Annotated in this window: 16 protein-coding genes; 8 read left to right on the forward strand and 8 right to left on the reverse strand. The window is 73.0% G+C overall.

What is annotated here, in order from left to right; genetic code table 11:
* Nucleotides 1-86: 86 nt before the first annotated feature.
* From HGAM_RS00565 to HGAM_RS00580, 4 genes are read left to right on the forward strand one after another with little or no spacing between them, the layout of a single operon-like run.
* A complete protein-coding gene (locus tag HGAM_RS00565; protein WP_019143523.1) occupies nucleotides 87-1,106 on the forward strand; it encodes a sulfate ABC transporter substrate-binding protein in 1,020 nt (339 codons plus the stop codon).
* Nucleotides 1,103-1,948, forward strand: a complete 846-nt coding sequence (gene cysT, locus HGAM_RS00570) for a sulfate ABC transporter permease subunit CysT (protein ID WP_019143524.1) — start codon at nucleotides 1,103-1,105, stop codon at nucleotides 1,946-1,948. Before HGAM_RS00565 ends, cysT begins: the two co-directional genes overlap by 4 nt.
* Complete coding sequence (locus HGAM_RS17015; protein WP_019143525.1) at nucleotides 1,941-2,771, forward strand: sulfate ABC transporter permease; 831 nt, start codon at nucleotides 1,941-1,943, stop codon at nucleotides 2,769-2,771. The genes cysT and HGAM_RS17015 overlap by 8 nt, the downstream gene beginning before the upstream one ends.
* The gene (locus HGAM_RS00580) at nucleotides 2,761-3,732 is read left to right on the forward strand and encodes a sulfate/molybdate ABC transporter ATP-binding protein (RefSeq protein WP_019143526.1); all 972 of its coding nucleotides are present in this window, start codon (nucleotides 2,761-2,763) and stop codon (nucleotides 3,730-3,732) included. Before HGAM_RS17015 ends, HGAM_RS00580 begins: the two co-directional genes overlap by 11 nt.
* Nucleotides 3,733-3,764: 32 nt before the next feature.
* Here the strand turns inward: HGAM_RS00580 and HGAM_RS00585 are convergent, their stop codons facing one another.
* Complete coding sequence (locus tag HGAM_RS00585) at nucleotides 3,765-4,400, reverse strand: class I SAM-dependent methyltransferase (protein WP_019143527.1); 636 nt, start codon at nucleotides 4,398-4,400, stop codon at nucleotides 3,765-3,767.
* Between the two features lie 66 nt (nucleotides 4,401-4,466).
* On the opposite strand from HGAM_RS00585, the gene HGAM_RS00590 reads away from it, so the two are divergent.
* A complete protein-coding gene (locus HGAM_RS00590; RefSeq protein WP_019143528.1) occupies nucleotides 4,467-5,039 on the forward strand; it encodes a helix-turn-helix domain-containing protein in 573 nt (190 codons plus the stop codon).
* A 3-nt stretch (nucleotides 5,040-5,042) separates the two neighbouring features.
* On the opposite strand, the gene HGAM_RS00595 is transcribed toward HGAM_RS00590, so the two are convergent.
* Nucleotides 5,043-6,269, reverse strand: coding sequence for an MFS transporter (locus tag HGAM_RS00595; protein WP_019143529.1), 1,227 nt, complete (start codon nucleotides 6,267-6,269; stop codon nucleotides 5,043-5,045).
* A gap of 131 nt (nucleotides 6,270-6,400) precedes the next feature.
* Here HGAM_RS00595 and HGAM_RS17020 point away from each other — a divergent pair, with 131 nt between their 5' ends.
* The 3 genes from HGAM_RS17020 (at nucleotide 6,401) to HGAM_RS00610 (ending at nucleotide 9,496) form a co-directional block, all read left to right on the forward strand.
* The gene (locus tag HGAM_RS17020; protein ID WP_019143530.1) at nucleotides 6,401-6,877 is read left to right on the forward strand and encodes a Fur family transcriptional regulator; all 477 of its coding nucleotides are present in this window, start codon (nucleotides 6,401-6,403) and stop codon (nucleotides 6,875-6,877) included.
* Nucleotides 6,878-8,401, forward strand: a complete 1,524-nt coding sequence (locus HGAM_RS00605) for a catalase (protein ID WP_019143531.1) — start codon at nucleotides 6,878-6,880, stop codon at nucleotides 8,399-8,401. It abuts the gene before it with no gap.
* A gap of 111 nt (nucleotides 8,402-8,512) precedes the next feature.
* Nucleotides 8,513-9,496 carry a malate dehydrogenase gene (locus HGAM_RS00610; RefSeq protein WP_019143532.1) on the forward strand — a complete coding sequence of 328 codons (984 nt, stop codon included), beginning with the start codon at nucleotides 8,513-8,515 and terminating at the stop codon, nucleotides 9,494-9,496.
* 1 nt (nucleotide 9,497) lies between these two features.
* On the opposite strand, the gene HGAM_RS20490 is transcribed toward HGAM_RS00610, so the two are convergent.
* From HGAM_RS20490 to HGAM_RS00640, 6 genes are all read right to left on the reverse strand, one after another.
* Nucleotides 9,498-9,785, reverse strand: coding sequence for a DUF3017 domain-containing protein (locus tag HGAM_RS20490; protein WP_019143533.1), 288 nt, complete (start codon nucleotides 9,783-9,785; stop codon nucleotides 9,498-9,500).
* Nucleotides 9,782-10,633, reverse strand: a complete 852-nt coding sequence (locus HGAM_RS00620; RefSeq protein WP_019143534.1) for a bifunctional methylenetetrahydrofolate dehydrogenase/methenyltetrahydrofolate cyclohydrolase — start codon at nucleotides 10,631-10,633, stop codon at nucleotides 9,782-9,784. Before HGAM_RS00620 ends, HGAM_RS20490 begins: the two co-directional genes overlap by 4 nt.
* 24 nt (nucleotides 10,634-10,657) lie before the next feature.
* Entirely contained in the window at nucleotides 10,658-11,419 is a 762-nt protein-coding gene (locus HGAM_RS00625) for a M14 family zinc carboxypeptidase (RefSeq protein WP_038951444.1), read from the reverse strand.
* Between the two features lie 33 nt (nucleotides 11,420-11,452).
* Nucleotides 11,453-13,018, reverse strand: coding sequence for a bifunctional phosphoribosylaminoimidazolecarboxamide formyltransferase/IMP cyclohydrolase (gene purH, locus HGAM_RS00630; protein WP_019143535.1), 1,566 nt, complete (start codon nucleotides 13,016-13,018; stop codon nucleotides 11,453-11,455).
* Between the two features lie 149 nt (nucleotides 13,019-13,167).
* A complete protein-coding gene (gene purN, locus HGAM_RS00635; protein WP_038951445.1) occupies nucleotides 13,168-13,797 on the reverse strand; it encodes a phosphoribosylglycinamide formyltransferase in 630 nt (209 codons plus the stop codon).
* Nucleotides 13,700-14,911: a cell division protein PerM gene (locus tag HGAM_RS00640; protein WP_019143537.1), complete on the reverse strand. Its 1,212-nt coding sequence runs from the start codon at nucleotides 14,909-14,911 to the stop codon at nucleotides 13,700-13,702. Before HGAM_RS00640 ends, purN begins: the two co-directional genes overlap by 98 nt.
* Nucleotides 14,912-14,938 lie beyond the last annotated feature (27 nt).

Here is a 14,938-nt window from a genome sequence, read left to right on the forward strand (position 1 = left end):
TGAGCAGGTCTCCGCGGGCGGGCGGCCGCGCCTAGCGTGCTCGGGACGGCACGCACCCGGCGTGCCCCGAGCCGAAGGCCTCCCCGATGTCCCGACACCGACTCGCCGCTCTCGCGACCGCCCTCGTCTCCACCGTGGCGCTCGCCGCGTGCGGCGGTGGCGCCTCAGGCTCGGGCGACTCCCTCTCGCTGGTCGGCTTCGCCGTGCCGAAGGCCGGCAACAACGCCGCGCAGGCCGCGTTCGCCCAGACCGACGAGGGCAAGGGCACGACCTGGAAGGAGTCCTACGGCGCCTCGGGCGACCAGAGCCGCGCCGTGGCCAACGGCCTGGACGCCGACTACGTCCACTTCTCGCTCACGCCGGACGTCGACCGACTCGTCGAGGCCGGGCTCGTCGCCGACGACTGGGACGCCGGCGCGAACAAGGGCATCGTCACCGACTCGGTCGTGGTGCTGGTCGTCCGCAAGGGCAACCCGAAGAACATCCAGGGATGGGACGACCTGGTGAAGCCGGGCGTCGGCATCGTGACCCCGAACCCCGGCTCGTCCGGCTCGGCCCGCTGGAACATCCTCGGCGCCTGGCAGCACGTGATCGCGAACGGCGGCAGCGAGGCCGAGGCCCAGGCGTTCCTGACCAAGCTGGTCGGCAACGTCGAGGCGCTCCCCGGCAGCGGCCGCGACGCCACCACCGCGTTCCAGGGCGGCACCGGCGACGTGCTGATCTCCTACGAGAACGAGGCGATCCTGGCCCGCCAGAACGGCGAGGAGATCGACTACGTCGTCCCGTCGGACACGCTCAAGATCGAGAACCCGGCGGCCGTCACCGAGGACGCGGACCCGAAGGCCGAGGCGTTCCTGGACTTCGTCCTGAGCCCCGAGGGTCAGGCGGAGTACGTGAAGAAGGGCTTCCGCCCGCTCGAGTCGGTCGAGGGCGTGGACGTCGGCGAGGTCGAGGGCGCCAACGACCCGAGCGACCCGTTCCCGACCCCCGAGAAGCTGTGGACGATCGACGGCGACTTCGGCGGGTGGGACGCCGTGAACACGAAGTTCTTCGACGAGGACGCCGGCATCGTCACCAAGATCCTGCAGGAGTCCGGCAACTCGTGACCACTCTCGCCCCGACGGACCCGGGAACGGCGCGCCAGCGCCGCTCCCGGGCGTCGTCGTCCCTGACCCGCGGCTCGGCGATCGGCCTGGGCCTGACGCTGACCTGGTTCAGCCTGCTCGTCCTCATCCCGCTCGCCCTGGTGGTCGTCTCGGCCGCCGAGGGCGGCTGGCAGACGTTCGCCGACACGCTGCGCAACCCGCAGACCGCCGCGGCCCTGCGCCTGACCGTCACGCAGTCGCTGCTCGTCACCCTCGTCAACGTCGTGATGGGCACGCTCATCGCCTGGGTGCTCGTGCGCGACTCGTTCCCGGGCAAGGCGCTGCTCGAGGTCGTCATCGACATCCCGTTCGCGCTGCCCACGATCGTCGCCGGCCTGGTGCTGCTGAGCCTGTACGGACCGCAGAGCCCGATCGGGATCGACGTTGCCAACACCGAGGCGTCGGTGTTCCTCGCGCTGCTGTTCGTGACGCTGCCGTTCGTGGTCCGCACGGTGCAGCCGGTGCTCATCGAGCTCGACCGCGACGTCGAGGAGGCCGCCGCCTCCCTGGGCGCGAGCCGGTTCACAACCTTCCGCCGCGTGCTGCTGCCCGCCCTGACCCCGGCCATCACCGCCGGCGCCGCCCTGTCGTTCGCCCGCGGCATCAGCGAGTACGGGTCGCTCGTGCTGCTGTCGGGCAACCTGCCGCTGAAGACCGAGGTCGCCTCGGTGCGCATCCTGACCTACATCGAGAACGGCAACGAGGCGGCGGCCGCCGCGGTCGCGACGATCCTGCTGGTCGTGGCGCTGCTGGCGATCACCGTGCTGCAGCTGGTGTCCCGGGCGGTGGCGCGCCGTGGCTAGCCGCACCCGCGCCCCGCGCACGGCGGGCACGTACGTCCGCCGGACGGTCGTCGCGGTCTACCTGTTCCTGCTCGTCGTGTGGCCCGTCGCCCTCGTCGTCCGGCACACCTTCGACGGCGGCACCGCGAACCTCGAGGCCGCCCTGACCGACCCCGTGGTGACCACGGCGCTGCGGCTCACCGTCGTGGTCGCGGTCTGGGCGGTCGTCATCAACACAGTCTTCGGCGTCGCCATCTCGATCCTGCTCGTGCGTCACGAGTTCCGCGGACGCCGGGTGCTGTCGGCGCTCATCGACCTGCCGCTCTCGGTCTCCCCCGTGGTCGTCGGCCTGGCCCTGCTGCTGGCGTACGGCGGAGCCAACGGCGCGCTCGGCCCCACGGTCGAGGGGCTCGGGCTGCAGATCGCCTTCGCCACCCCCGGCATCGTCATGGCCACCGCGTTCGTCGCCCTGCCCCTGGTGATCCGCGAGGTCGTCCCCGTGCTCGAGGAGGTCGGCACCGAGCAGGAGCAGGCCGCCCGCAGCCTGGGCGCCGGCGGCTGGCAGACGTTCCGCCGCATCACCCTGCCGTCGATCAAGTGGGCGCTCGTGTACGGCGTCGTGCTGAGCCTGGCCCGCAGCCTGGGCGAGTTCGGCGCGGTGAAGATCATCTCGGGCAACCTCATCGGCCAGACCCAGACCGCCACGCTCGTCGTGGAGCAGAAGTACCAGGACTTCGAGCAGGGCAGCGCGTACGCGACCAGCTTCCTGCTCGCCCTCATCGCGGTGGCCGCGCTCGTCGTCGTCACCGTCCTGCGACCCAAGGAGGACCCCGATGGGGATTGAGATCACCGGCGTCTCGAAGCGGTTCGGCGACTTCGTGGCGCTCGACGACGTCTCGCTGTCGATCCCGAGCGGGCAGCTCACCGCCCTGCTGGGCCCCAGCGGCGGCGGCAAGTCGACGCTGCTGCGCATCGTCGCCGGCCTGGAGTCCAGCGACGAGGGCCAGGTCGTCATCGAGGGCCGCGACACGACCGGCGTCCCGGCCCAGAAGCGCAACGTGGGGTTCGTGTTCCAGCACTACGCGGCGTTCAAGCACATGACGGTGGCCAAGAACGTCGCGTTCGGCCTGGAGATCCGCAAGCGCCCCAAGGCCGAGGTGAAGGCGAAGGTCGACGAGCTGCTCGAGCTCGTCCACCTCACCCAGTTCGCCCACCGCCTGCCCTCGCAGCTGTCCGGCGGCCAGCGTCAGCGCATGGCCCTGGCCCGTGCGCTGGCCATCGAGCCGAGCGTCCTGCTGCTGGACGAGCCGTTCGGGGCCCTGGACGCCAAGGTGCGCAAGGAGCTGCGCGACTGGCTGCGCCGGTTGCACGACGAGGTGCACGTGACGACCGTCTTCGTGACGCACGACCAGGAGGAGGCGCTCGAGGTCGCCGACTCGCTCGTGGTCATCAACGACGGCCGCATCGAGCAGGTCGGCACGCCCGACGACCTGTACGACAAGCCGGCCAGCGACTTCGTGCTGTCGTTCCTCGGCCCGGTCACGACGCTCGGCGACCGGCTCATCCGGCCGCACGACATCGAGATCTCGCGCTACGAGCAGGCCGCCGTCGTCGACGGGCCGATCACCCGCTGGACGCGCGTGGGCTTCGAGGTGCGTCTGGAGGTCACGCCGACCGACCCGCGCCACCCCGACCCGGTGCAGGTCGTGCTGACCCGCTCGGACGCCACCGCGCTCGGGCTGCACCCCGGCGACCGCGTGTGGCTGCGTCCGCAGTCGGGCGCCGACACGGTCGTCCCCGCCTAGCGGCCCCTCGCGCTGGGCAGCGGCGGCGCGGGCTAGGCCGGGCGGCGGGCGAGCAGCGTCGCGTCCTCGACGTCCATCGTGCGGCCCTCGCGCTCCACCGTGCGCGGACGGTCCTCGCACACCAGCACCTCGAACCCGTCCGGCAGGGCCGGCAGCAGGTCCTCCGCGTGCCACATCGCGCGCGCCTTCGCCGCGTCCAGGTGGGCGAACGTCTCCGAGGGCGCGTGGCCGACGACGAGCAGGTGGCCGCCGGGGGCCACGGCGCCGGCCAGCCGGCGGGTCACGTCGACCATGCCGGCCTCGGGCGGGTGCAGGAAGTGCGTCGTCACGAGGTCGAACTCGCGTCCGGCCGGGTCGAACGTCCGGGCGTCGACCTGCCACCAGTCGGTGCGGTCGGCGACGCCCGCCTGCTGTGCGTGCTGGGCCGCACGGGCCAGGCCGTTGGCCGAGAAGTCCGCTCCCGTGACCGTCCAGCCCTGCTGCGCGAGCCACACGACGTCGCCGCCCTCGCCGCAGCCCACGTCCAGCGCTGTGCCGGGCGTGAGACCGGACGTCTCGGCCACCAGCTGGGGGTTGGGTCGTCCGCTCCAGATCTCGCCGTTACCGGCGTAGCGCTCCTCCCACCCGGCGGGCTCGAAGTAGTCGGTCTCGTGCTCGTGGTCGGCCATGGAGCCACCCTCGCCCGGCACCGCACGACACGGCAAGTTGTTTTGCCAGCGTGGCAAAATGGAGGGATGAGCGAGGTCGACGAGGTCCTGGAGGGCGTGGGCCCGCGCCTGCGTGCTCTCCGGACGTCCCGCCGCGCCACGCTCGCCGACGTCGCGTACCAGACGGGCGTCTCGGTGAGCACGCTGTCGCGCCTGGAGTCCGGGCAGCGACGGCCCACCCTCGAGCTGCTGCTCCCGCTCGCCCGGGCCTACCGCGTCGCCCTCGACGAGCTGGTCGACGCGCCCGAGACCGGCGACCCACGCGTCCGGGCCAAGCCGATCCTGCGCGACGGACGCACCTTCGTTCCCCTGACGCGCCGTCCGGGCGGGCTGCAGGCGTTCAAGATCGTCGTCCCGCCGCACGACCCGGCCGAGCCCTACCGCCCGCGCACGCACGAGGGCCACGAGTGGATCTACGTGCTGTCAGGCCGCCTGCACCTGGTGCTGGGCACCCGGCGGCTGGACGTGGGCCCGGGCGAGGCGGTCGAGTTCGACACCCGCACTCCCCACGTCATCGCCAACCGCACCGACGAGCCGCTGGAGCTCCTGGGCCTGTTCGGGCCGCAGGGCGAGCGGATGCACGTCCGCTCGGGCGACTGACCGCTACGAGCGGGCGGGCTCGGCGAGGGGCGTCGCGTCGGCCTCGCGGGCCAGGGCCGTGCGCTCCACGCGCACGCCGACCAGGAAGATCGCGATGCCCGCGGCGGCCAGGCCCGCGCCGACCAGCGTCGGCGCCCGATAGCCCCAGCCGGCGGCGATGACGACCGAGCCGAGCCAGGCGCCCAGGCCGTTGGCCACGTTGAGCGCGGAGTGGTTGAGCGCGGCGCCGAGCATCTCGGCCTCGCCGGCCGCGTGCATGAGCCGCACCTGCATGCTGATCGCCACCAGCGAGCCGAACGCCGCCACGAGGAAGACCAGCAGCATCGTCGGCAGGGCCCACGACATGAGCGGGAAGAGCACGAGCAGCAGCACCGACATGCCGCCGAGGCCGAGCAGCACGGTGCCGTTGACGCTGCGGTCGGTGAGCGGGCCGGCGATCCACGTGCCGGCCAGCGAGCCGAGGCCGAACGCCAGCAGGAACCACGGGATCGCGCCCTTCGACAGGTCGGTGACGTCGGTGACGATCGGGCTGATGTAGCTGTACATCGCGAACATGCCGGCGAAGCCGACCGAGCCGGCGGCCGCGGCCAGGTGCACCTGCGGACGTCGCAGGGCGCGCAGCTCGCGGCCCAGGGAGGCGCTGGTGTCGGCCGGGCGGTGCGGGACGAACAGGGCGACCATCGCGGCGGCGGCCACGGCGACGGCGAGCACGAGGACGTACGCCGAGCGCCAGCCCAGCGCCTGGCCCAGCCAGGTGGACGCGGGCACGCCGACGACCGTGGCGACCGACAGGCCCATCATCACCATGCTGATCGCGCGGGCCCGGCGCTCGGGCGCCACCAGGGACGAGGCGACGAGCGCCGCGACGCCGAAGTAGGCGCCGTGCGGCAGGCCGGCGAGGAAGCGCACGACCATCACCGGGACGTAGCCGTCGACGACGGCGGTCAGGCCGTTGAACACGCCGATCGCCAGGGCCAGCCCGACGACGAGCGCCTTGCGCGGCAGCCGGGCCGCCAGCGACACGATGAGCGGGGCACCGACCACGACGCCGAAGGCGTAGGCCGTGATGATGTGGCCGGCCTTCGGGATCGAGACGTCGATGCCGTCGGCGATCTCCTTGAGCAGGCCCATGGTCACGAACTCGGTCGTGCCGATGGCGAAGCCGCCCAGGGCGAGGGCCAGGAGCGCGAGTCGGGTGCGGCCGGCGGGCGTGGGGGCAGTCGTCGTCACGAGTAGATCGAACCACCTGATCGGCGTGGCTGTTCCCCAGCGTGCTGGGGCTCACGTCCGGTGCCGTGACGTCACCGACACGCCACCGACCGTTCTTTTAATTCTTCAAAAGAAGCGATAGCGTCTCCCCCGTGACCACGACACCCCACACCGTCGACGAGGCGGAGCTGCGCGACGCGCTCCACCACGTCGGCCTGCGTGTCACGGCGCCCCGCCTGGCCGTGCTGACGTCGCTGGCGGGCCACCCGCACGCCGACGCCGACGCGGTCTTCCAGGACGTCCGCACCGTCCTGCCCGGCACGTCCGTGCAGGCCGTGTACAACGTGCTCGGCGACCTCAGCGCCGCCGGGCTCCTGCGCCGCATCGAGCCGGCCGGCTCCCCGGCCCGCTACGAGCGGCGCGTGGACGACAACCACCACCACCTCGTGTGCCGCGGCTGCGGCGCCATCGAGGACGTCGACTGCACGGTCGGCGCGGCTCCGTGCCTCGCCCCGTCGTCGACGCACGGGTTCACCATCGACGAGGCCGAGGTGACGTTCTGGGGCCTGTGCCCCACGTGCGCGTCGGCCGCCCCGTCTTCCGCAACCAGCCACAAGGAGAGTGACTGAATGTCCACGCCCCCCAACGCCCCCGAGGCCACCGGCAGCACCACCGCCGCCGGCGCCCCGGCCGAGAGCGACCGCAACAGCCTGAGCGTCGGCGCCAACGGCCCGCTGCTGCTGCACGACGTCCACCTGGTTGAGACGCTCGCCCACTTCAACCGCGAGCGCGTCCCGGAGCGCAACCCGCACGCCAAGGGCGCGGGCGCGTTCGGCGTCCTGGAGGTCACCGAGGACGTCTCGGCGTACACGAAGGCCGCGCTCTTCCAGCCCGGCACGACCACCGAGTCGCTGCTGCGCTTCTCGACCGTGGCCGGCGAGCAGGGCAGCCCCGACACGTGGCGCGACGTCCGCGGCTTCGCGCTGAAGTTCTACACCGAGCAGGGCAACTACGACATCGTCGGCAACAACACGCCGGTGTTCTTCCTGCGCGACCCCATGAAGTTCCCCAACTTCATCCGCAGCCAGAAGCGCCTCGCCGCCTCGGGCCTGCGCGACGCCAACATGCAGTGGGACTTCTGGACGCTGAACCCCGAGTCGGCCCACCAGGTCACCTACCTCATGGGCGAGCGCGGCCTGCCCGCCACGTGGCGCCACATGAACGGCTACGGCTCGCACACCTACCAGTGGATCAACGCCGCCGGTGAGAAGTTCTGGGTGAAGTACCACTTCCACACCGCCCAGGGCATGGAGTTCATGAGCAACGAGGAGGCGGCGAAGGTGGCCGGCGACAACGCCGACTTCCACCGCCAGGACCTCTTCGACGCGATCGAGCGCGGCGAGTTCCCGAGCTGGAAGCTGTCGGTCCAGGTCATGCCGTACGCGGACGCCGCCGAGTACCGCTTCAACCCGTTCGACCTGACCAAGGTCTGGCCGCACGCGGACTACCCGCTGATCCCGGTCGGCACGCTCACGCTCAACCGCAACCCGGTGAACTTCTTCGCCGAGATCGAGCAGGCGGCGTTCTCGCCCGGCAACACGGTGCCCGGCATCGGCCTGTCGCCGGACAAGATGCTCCTGGGCCGCGCGTTCGCCTACAACGACGCGCAGCGCTACCGCATCGGCGCCAACTTCCACCAGCTGCCGGTCAACCGTCCGAAGGCGTCGGTCGAGGCGAACTCGTACCTGTTCGACGCGCAGATGACGTTCGACCACGCGGGCTCGGCGCCGGTCTACGCGCCGAACTCCTTCGGTCGCGGCTTCGCCGACGAGCAGGGCGTGGCCGAGGACGGCTGGGAGACCGACACCGAGATCGTCCGCAGCGCCTACCGCCTGCACAGCGAGGACGACGACTTCGGCCAGGCCGGCACCCTCGTGCGCGAGGTCTTCACCGACGCGCAGCGCGACAAGCTGGTCGAGACCGTGGCCGGCGCCCTGAGCGGCGTCACCGTGGACGTCGTCCGCGAGCGCGCGTTCTGGTACTGGACGAGCGTCGATCCGGAGATCGGTGCCCGCATCCAGACCGCCGTCACCCTCGGCAAGGGCGACGACGTCGCCGCCGGCGAGGTTGACGGCATGGGCGTCCGCGTCTGACGCACCCCGCCTGACGAGGGCCCCCGACCACCGGGTCGGGGGCCCTCGTGCGTCCGGCGCGCGGCACCGGCCGGTGCTACGTTCGAGACCGGATCGACGATTGGAGCGAACGTGAGCCCGTCCCCTCTGAAGGTCGCGGTCACCGGTGCCGCCGGCCAGATCGGCTACAGCCTGCTGTTCCGGCTCGGGTCCGGAGCGCTGCTCGGCGACCGCCCGGTCCAGCTGCGGCTGCTCGAGATCACCCCGGCCCTCAAGGCGCTCGAGGGCGTCGTCATGGAGCTGGACGACTGCGCGTTCCCGCTGCTGGACTCGGTCGAGATCGGCGACGACCCCGAGCAGGTCTTCGACGGCGTGAACCTGGCGCTGCTGGTCGGCGCCCGGCCCCGCACGAAGGGCATGGAGCGCGGCGACCTGCTCGAGGCCAACGGCGCGATCTTCACCGAGCAGGGCCGCGCGCTCAACAAGGTCGCCGCCGACGACGTCCGCATCGGCGTGACCGGCAACCCGGCCAACACCAACGCACTCATCGCGATGAGCAACGCCCCCGACATCCCGAAGGAGCGCTTCAGCGCCCTCACCCGGCTCGACCACAACCGCGCCATCGCCCAGCTCGCGCGGCGCACGGACGCCCAGGCGGCCGACGTCACGCGCATGACGGTGTGGGGCAACCACTCCGCGACCCAGTACCCGGACCTGCACCACGCGCGGGTCGGCGACCGTCCGGCCACCGAGCTGGTCGACGACGCCTGGGTCCGCGACGACTTCATCCCCACCGTCGCCCGCCGCGGCACGGCGATCATCGAGGCGCGCGGCGCCTCGTCGGCCGCCTCGGCGGCGTCGGCCACGGTCGACGCCGCCCGCGACTGGCTGCTCGGCAGCCCGGAGGGCGACTGGGTCTCCATGGCCATCGCGTCGGACGGGTCGTACGGGGTGCCCGAGGGGCTCGTCTACTCGTTCCCGGTCACCACGTCCGGCGGCGACTGGCAGATCGTGCCCGACCTGGAGATCGACGACTTCTCGCGGCAGAAGATGGACGCGACCGCCGCCGAGCTCGTCGAGGAGCGCGACGCGGTGCGGGCGCTCGGCCTGATCTGAGCTAGCCGGGCTGGCCGGGCACGTTGAAGGCCAGGACGACCAGCGCGGCGCCGAGCAGGGCCGTCCAGGTCACGTCGAACACGCGCCCACGCACGCGCAGCATGCCGTCGTGCGACTGCGGCACCACGGCCCGCAGCAGCGACGCGACCAGGAACGACGCCCCGATCGTCGCCACGCCGGCCCGCCAGAACCCGACGACGGTGAGCAGCAGCCCGATCGTCACCACGACCAGCTGGCCGAGGTAGATCTGCGAGCCGCGGCTGCGCGGCAGCGGGGGGAGCCGGCTCACGCGCCCTGCTGCTCCGCGGAGTCGACGACGTTGGCCAGCAGCAGCGCCCGCGTCATCGGGCCGACGCCGCCGGGGTTGGGCGAGACCCAGCCCGCGACGTCCCAGGCCTCGGGGGCGACGTCGCCGGCGATCTTGCCGTCGACGCGGCTGACGCCGACGTCCAGCAGGGCCGCCCCGGGCTTGACCATGTCGGCGGTGATGATGCCCGGCACGCCCGCCGCGGCCACGACGATGTCGGCGCGGCTCACCTCGGCGGCCAGGTCGACGGTGCCGGTGTGGCACAGCGTGACGGTGGCGTTCTCGCTGCGCCGGGTCAGCAGCAGGCCCATCGGACGTCCGACGGTGATGCCACGGCCCACGACCACCACGTGCTGGCCGGCGATCGGGACCTCGTGGCGGCGCAGCAGCTCGATGATGCCGCGCGGCGTGCAGGGCAGCGGCGCCGGCTTGCCCAGCACGAGCCAGCCGAGGTTGGTCGGGTGCAGGCCGTCGGCGTCCTTGGCCGGGTCGATGCGGCCGATGACCGCGTTCTCGTCCAGGCCGCGCGGCAGCGGCAGCTGCACGATGTAGCCGGTGCAGGCCGGGTCGGCGTTGAGCCGGTCGACCGCCGCCTCGACCTCGGCCTGCGTCGCGGACGCCGGCAGGTCGATGCGGATCGACTCGATGCCGACCTCGGCGCAGTCCTTGTGCTTGCCGTTGACGTACCAGCGGCTGCCCGGGTCGTCACCGACCAGGATCGTGCCCAGGCCGGGCACCACGCCGCGGGCGCGCAGCGCGTCCACGCGGACCCGCAGCTCGTCCTTGATCGCCGCCGCTGCGGCCTTGCCGTCGAGGATCTTCGCCGTCACGCGGGTCAGTCTGCCACCCGCGGGTCAGCGGACGCGGGCCGCCGTCATGATCGCGCGGCTGGCCTTCTTGCCCGCCCACGCCGTGGACGGCTTCGCGCGGTACTCGATCGTCGTGGCCGTGCCGTGCTTGCCGTAGTACCGGTTGTACCAGCCGGTGAGCGTCGGCGAGACCTTGTCCGAGGGGCCGACCGGCAGCGACTTGAGCTTGAGCCCGAGCTCCGTGGCCAGCCGCTTGTGCCAGGCACGGTCCTTGGAGCTCTTGCCGATCACGCCGTACGGCTGGTGGATCGAGGCGATGTAGTCGGGCTTGACCCGCTTGAGGAAGCGCATCATCGCCTTGGTCTCGCGCTCGCTCCCCCGGGCCCGGCCGCCCCACGTGCGGGTGCCCTTGCCCTTGCGCGTCCAGCCGCTCGTCGGCCAGTTGCGGTTGAGGTCGACGCCGCGCGCGTTCGTGCGCGTGCCCTTGCGGTGGCCGTCGGGGTTCATCGTCGGCACGACCCACATCGCCGTGCCGGCCTTCGGCTTGCGGTGCCGGACCAGGTAGCTGGCCGTCTTGCGGCCGGCCCGCTCGTTGCCGTGCATCTGGCCCAGGACGAGCAGCACGTGCGTCGCCTTCGGGTCACCGCGGAAGTAGGCCTTGATCGGACGTCCCCGGTGGGACGTGCCGATGACCTCCGACCGGGCGACGTAGCGGGACTCCTCAGCGGCCGTGGCCGGTGCGGCCGCGACGAGGGAGGAGCCGACCAGAGCAGCTGCGGCGACGAGCGCCGACCCGAGGATGCGCATGGGCGCACCCTAACCCGGGCCGGCGCCGTCGTCTCAGTGGAAGAAGTGCCGCGTGCCGGTCAGGTACATCGTGACGCCGGCGGCGTTCGCGGCCGCGATGGTCTCCTCGTCGCGCACCGAGCCACCGGGCTGGACGATCGCCCGCACGCCGGCCTCGAGCAGCACCTGCGGCCCGTCGGCGAACGGGAAGAACGCGTCAGAGGCGGCAACCGAGCCACGGGCCCGCTCGACTCCGGCGCGGTCGACGGCCAGGTGGCAGGAGTCGACCCGGTTGACCTGGCCCATGCCGATGCCGACCGAGGCGCCGTCCTTGGCCAGCAGGATCGCGTTCGACTTCACCGAGCGCACCGCGGTCCAGGCGAACGCCAGGTCGGCGAGGAGCGCCTCGTCGGCGGACTCGCCGGCGGCCAGCGTCCACGTCGAGGGGTCGTCGCCGGGCGCGTCGACCCGGTCGCGCACCTGCACCAGCAGGCCGCCGCTCACCTGCCGGAACTCGGTCGTGACCTGGGCGTCCTCGTCGGGGCAGACCAGGATGCGGATGTTCTTCTTGCCCTGCAGCACCTCGACGGCGCCGTCCTCGTAGCCCGGGGCGACGATGACCTCGGTGAAGACGTCGGCGACCTGCTCGGCCATCTCGACGCTCACCGGGCGGTTGACCGCGATGACGCCGCCGAAGGCCGAGACCGGGTCGCAGGCGTGGGCGCGGCGGTGGGCCTCGGCCACGTCCGCGCCGACGGCGATGCCGCACGGGTTGGCGTGCTTGATGATCGCGACGGCCGGCTCGTCGAAGTCGTACGCGGCCCGGCGGGCGGCGTCGGTGTCGACGTAGTTGTTGTAGCTCATCTCCTTGCCGTGCAGCTGCTCGGCGGCGGCCAGACCCCCGCTGCCGTCGGTGTAGAGCGCGGCCTGCTGGTGCGGGTTCTCGCCGTAGCGCAGCACCGCGGACTTGTCCCAGGTGTCGGCGGCGAACTCCGGCCAGCCGTCCTCGGGGGCGTCGTAGACGCTGGCGAACCAGGACGAGACGGCCGCGTCGTAGGCGGCGGTGTGGGCGAACGCCTGCCCGGCGAGGCGGCGGCGCTGCTCGAAGCTGAATCCGCCGGCGTCCAGCGCCTCGTTGACCTGGCCGTAGGCCGAGGGCGACACGACGACGGCGACGCTCGGGTGGTTCTTGGCCGCGGCGCGCACCATCGAGGGCCCGCCGATGTCGATCTGCTCGACGACGGCGTCCGGCTCGGCGCCCGACGCGACGGTCTCGCGGAACGGGTAGAGGTTGACGACCACCAGGTCGAACGGCTCGACGCCGAGGTCGGCGAGCTGCTGCTGGTGCGACTCCAGGCGCAGGTCGGCCAGGATGCCGGCGTGGACGCGCGGGTGCAGCGTCTTGACCCGGCCGTCGAGGCACTCGGGGAAGCCGGTGAGCTCCTCGACCGGGGTGACGGGCACGCCGGCGTCCTCGATCGTGCGGGCGGTGGACCCGGTCGAGACGATCTGGACGCCCGCGGCGTGCAGCGCCTGGGCCAGCTCGGGCAGGCCGGTCTTGTCGTAGACCGAGACGAGGGCCCGGCGGATCGGGCGGAGGGACGAGGGGGTGGCGTTCATGCGGTCTCCTGGTACGCGACGACGGATCGAGCTCGTACCCCGGCACCCAGGCGGACCATGCCGTTGATGGGGTGGCGGCCGCTCCCTGGTGGTTCAACCCACCTGCGCCAGTCGCGACCTGGCCCGAGCATACCGACCGCGTCGGGTGGTCAGCCGAGCCGCACCCGGCGGCCGTCGACGGTGAAGCCGTGGCGGGCCAGCAGACCGACGTGCTCGACGAGCATCGCGCGCTCGGCGACCTTGATGCGCTCGTGCAGCGACGCCTCGTCGTCCTGGTCGAGCACCGGGACGGCGGTCTGCGCGACGATCACGCCGGTGTCGACGCCCGCGTCGACGACGAACAGGGTCGCGCCCGTGACCTTCACGCCGTACGCGAGCGCGTCGCGCGGCCCGTGGGCGCCGGGGAACGACGGCGAGAGGGCCGGGTGGGTGTTGAGCGTCCGGCCACCGAACCGCTCGAGGAAGGCGGGGCCGACCAGCTTCATGAACCCGGCCAGCACGACGAGGTCGGGCTCGTGGGCGGCGACCTGCTCGGCCAGCGCGACGTCCCAGCTGGCGCGGTCGGGCTGGTCCTTCAGTGGCAGGACGAAGGTCGGCACCCCGTGGCGCTCGGCGCGGCTGAGCCCCTCGACGTCCGGCCGGTCGGAGCCGACGGCCACGACCTGCGCGCCGTAGGCGGGGTCAGCGGTCGCGTCGAGCAGGGCCTGCAGGTTCGTCCCAGACCCGGAGACGAGGACGACGAGACGGGCGGTCCTCGGGGGCGTCGTCGTGTCCGGCACGGACGTCACGATAGTGCGTCAGCGCCTGCCCGAGGGCGCCGCCCAGCGCGAGCACCGGCACGGCCACGAGCAGCGGGGTCCAGGCCGGCGGCCCGACGTCGGCCAGGCGCTGGGCCCCCACGCTGCCCCCGCTCACCGCGACGAGCACGCCGACCGCGGCGCCGGCCAGCCCTCCGGCTGCAGCCCCGAGTCCGACCCGCTCGGAAAGCCCGGTCCCCTCCGGCGCCTGCAGGCGCCAGCCGGCCCACGCCCCGGCGAGCAGCGGCACGAGGCCCAGCAGCACCGTCCAGCCGGGCAGCTCGCCCGGCGACGGCAGCGCGGCCAGCGTCGGCAGGGCCGGGACGGCGCCCAGGTGCACGCCGGTGAGGTCGACGGACGTGTCGGCACCGAGCGCGAAGCCCGGCCCGACCATGGCTGAGAGCGTCCACAGCACCAGGTTCGGGACGGCCGCGACGCTCACCGCCGAGAGTCCCGCGGCGCCGGTGCCCGTGGGCGCGAGCCCGGCCCACAGGTCGGCGGCCCGTGGCAGGTGGACGGCCAGCAGGACCAGGTAGAGCACGGCCGCGGCCAGCAGCAGGGACGCGGCTCCGGCCGACGCCGCCCGGACGACCGCCCGCACGGCGGCGTTCTCGGTGGGCCACCAGCGGACGCGGTGACGCGGGTGGACGCTGATGCCGGCCCAGGCGCCGATCGCGGCGACGACGAACGCCGCGAACGTGCCCCGGACCAGCCCGACCGACACGTCGTCACCACCGGTGCCGGCCAGGGCGGCGGCCAGGGCCGCGACGACGCCGTAGGCGCCCGCCGTGCCGGCGAGCAGCACGCCCGGCTCGGGCACGTCGCGACGCGTGGCGACGGCGGTCGGCACGGCCACCAGGGCGACGGCGGCCAGGATCCCGCCGAGCGGGAGGACGGTGTAGTCGACCCCGCCGGCCGAGACGCCGGAGCCGTGGGCGACGAGCCAGGCGCGGGCGGCGACGCGCAGCGCGTGCAGGTCCGGGCTCGCCCCGGCGAGCACCACGACGGCCAGGCAGAGCAGGATGCCTGCGAGGGCGGTCGCGACGCCGGTGAGGATCGCGGACCGCAGGGTCACGGGTGCCGTCGTCGCGCTCATCCCTCCCACCCTGCCTGTAAAGTGGCC

The organism is Aeromicrobium massiliense JC14, from assembly GCF_000312105.1.
GTDB classification, from domain to species: Bacteria; Actinomycetota; Actinomycetes; order Propionibacteriales; family Nocardioidaceae; genus Aeromicrobium; species Aeromicrobium massiliense.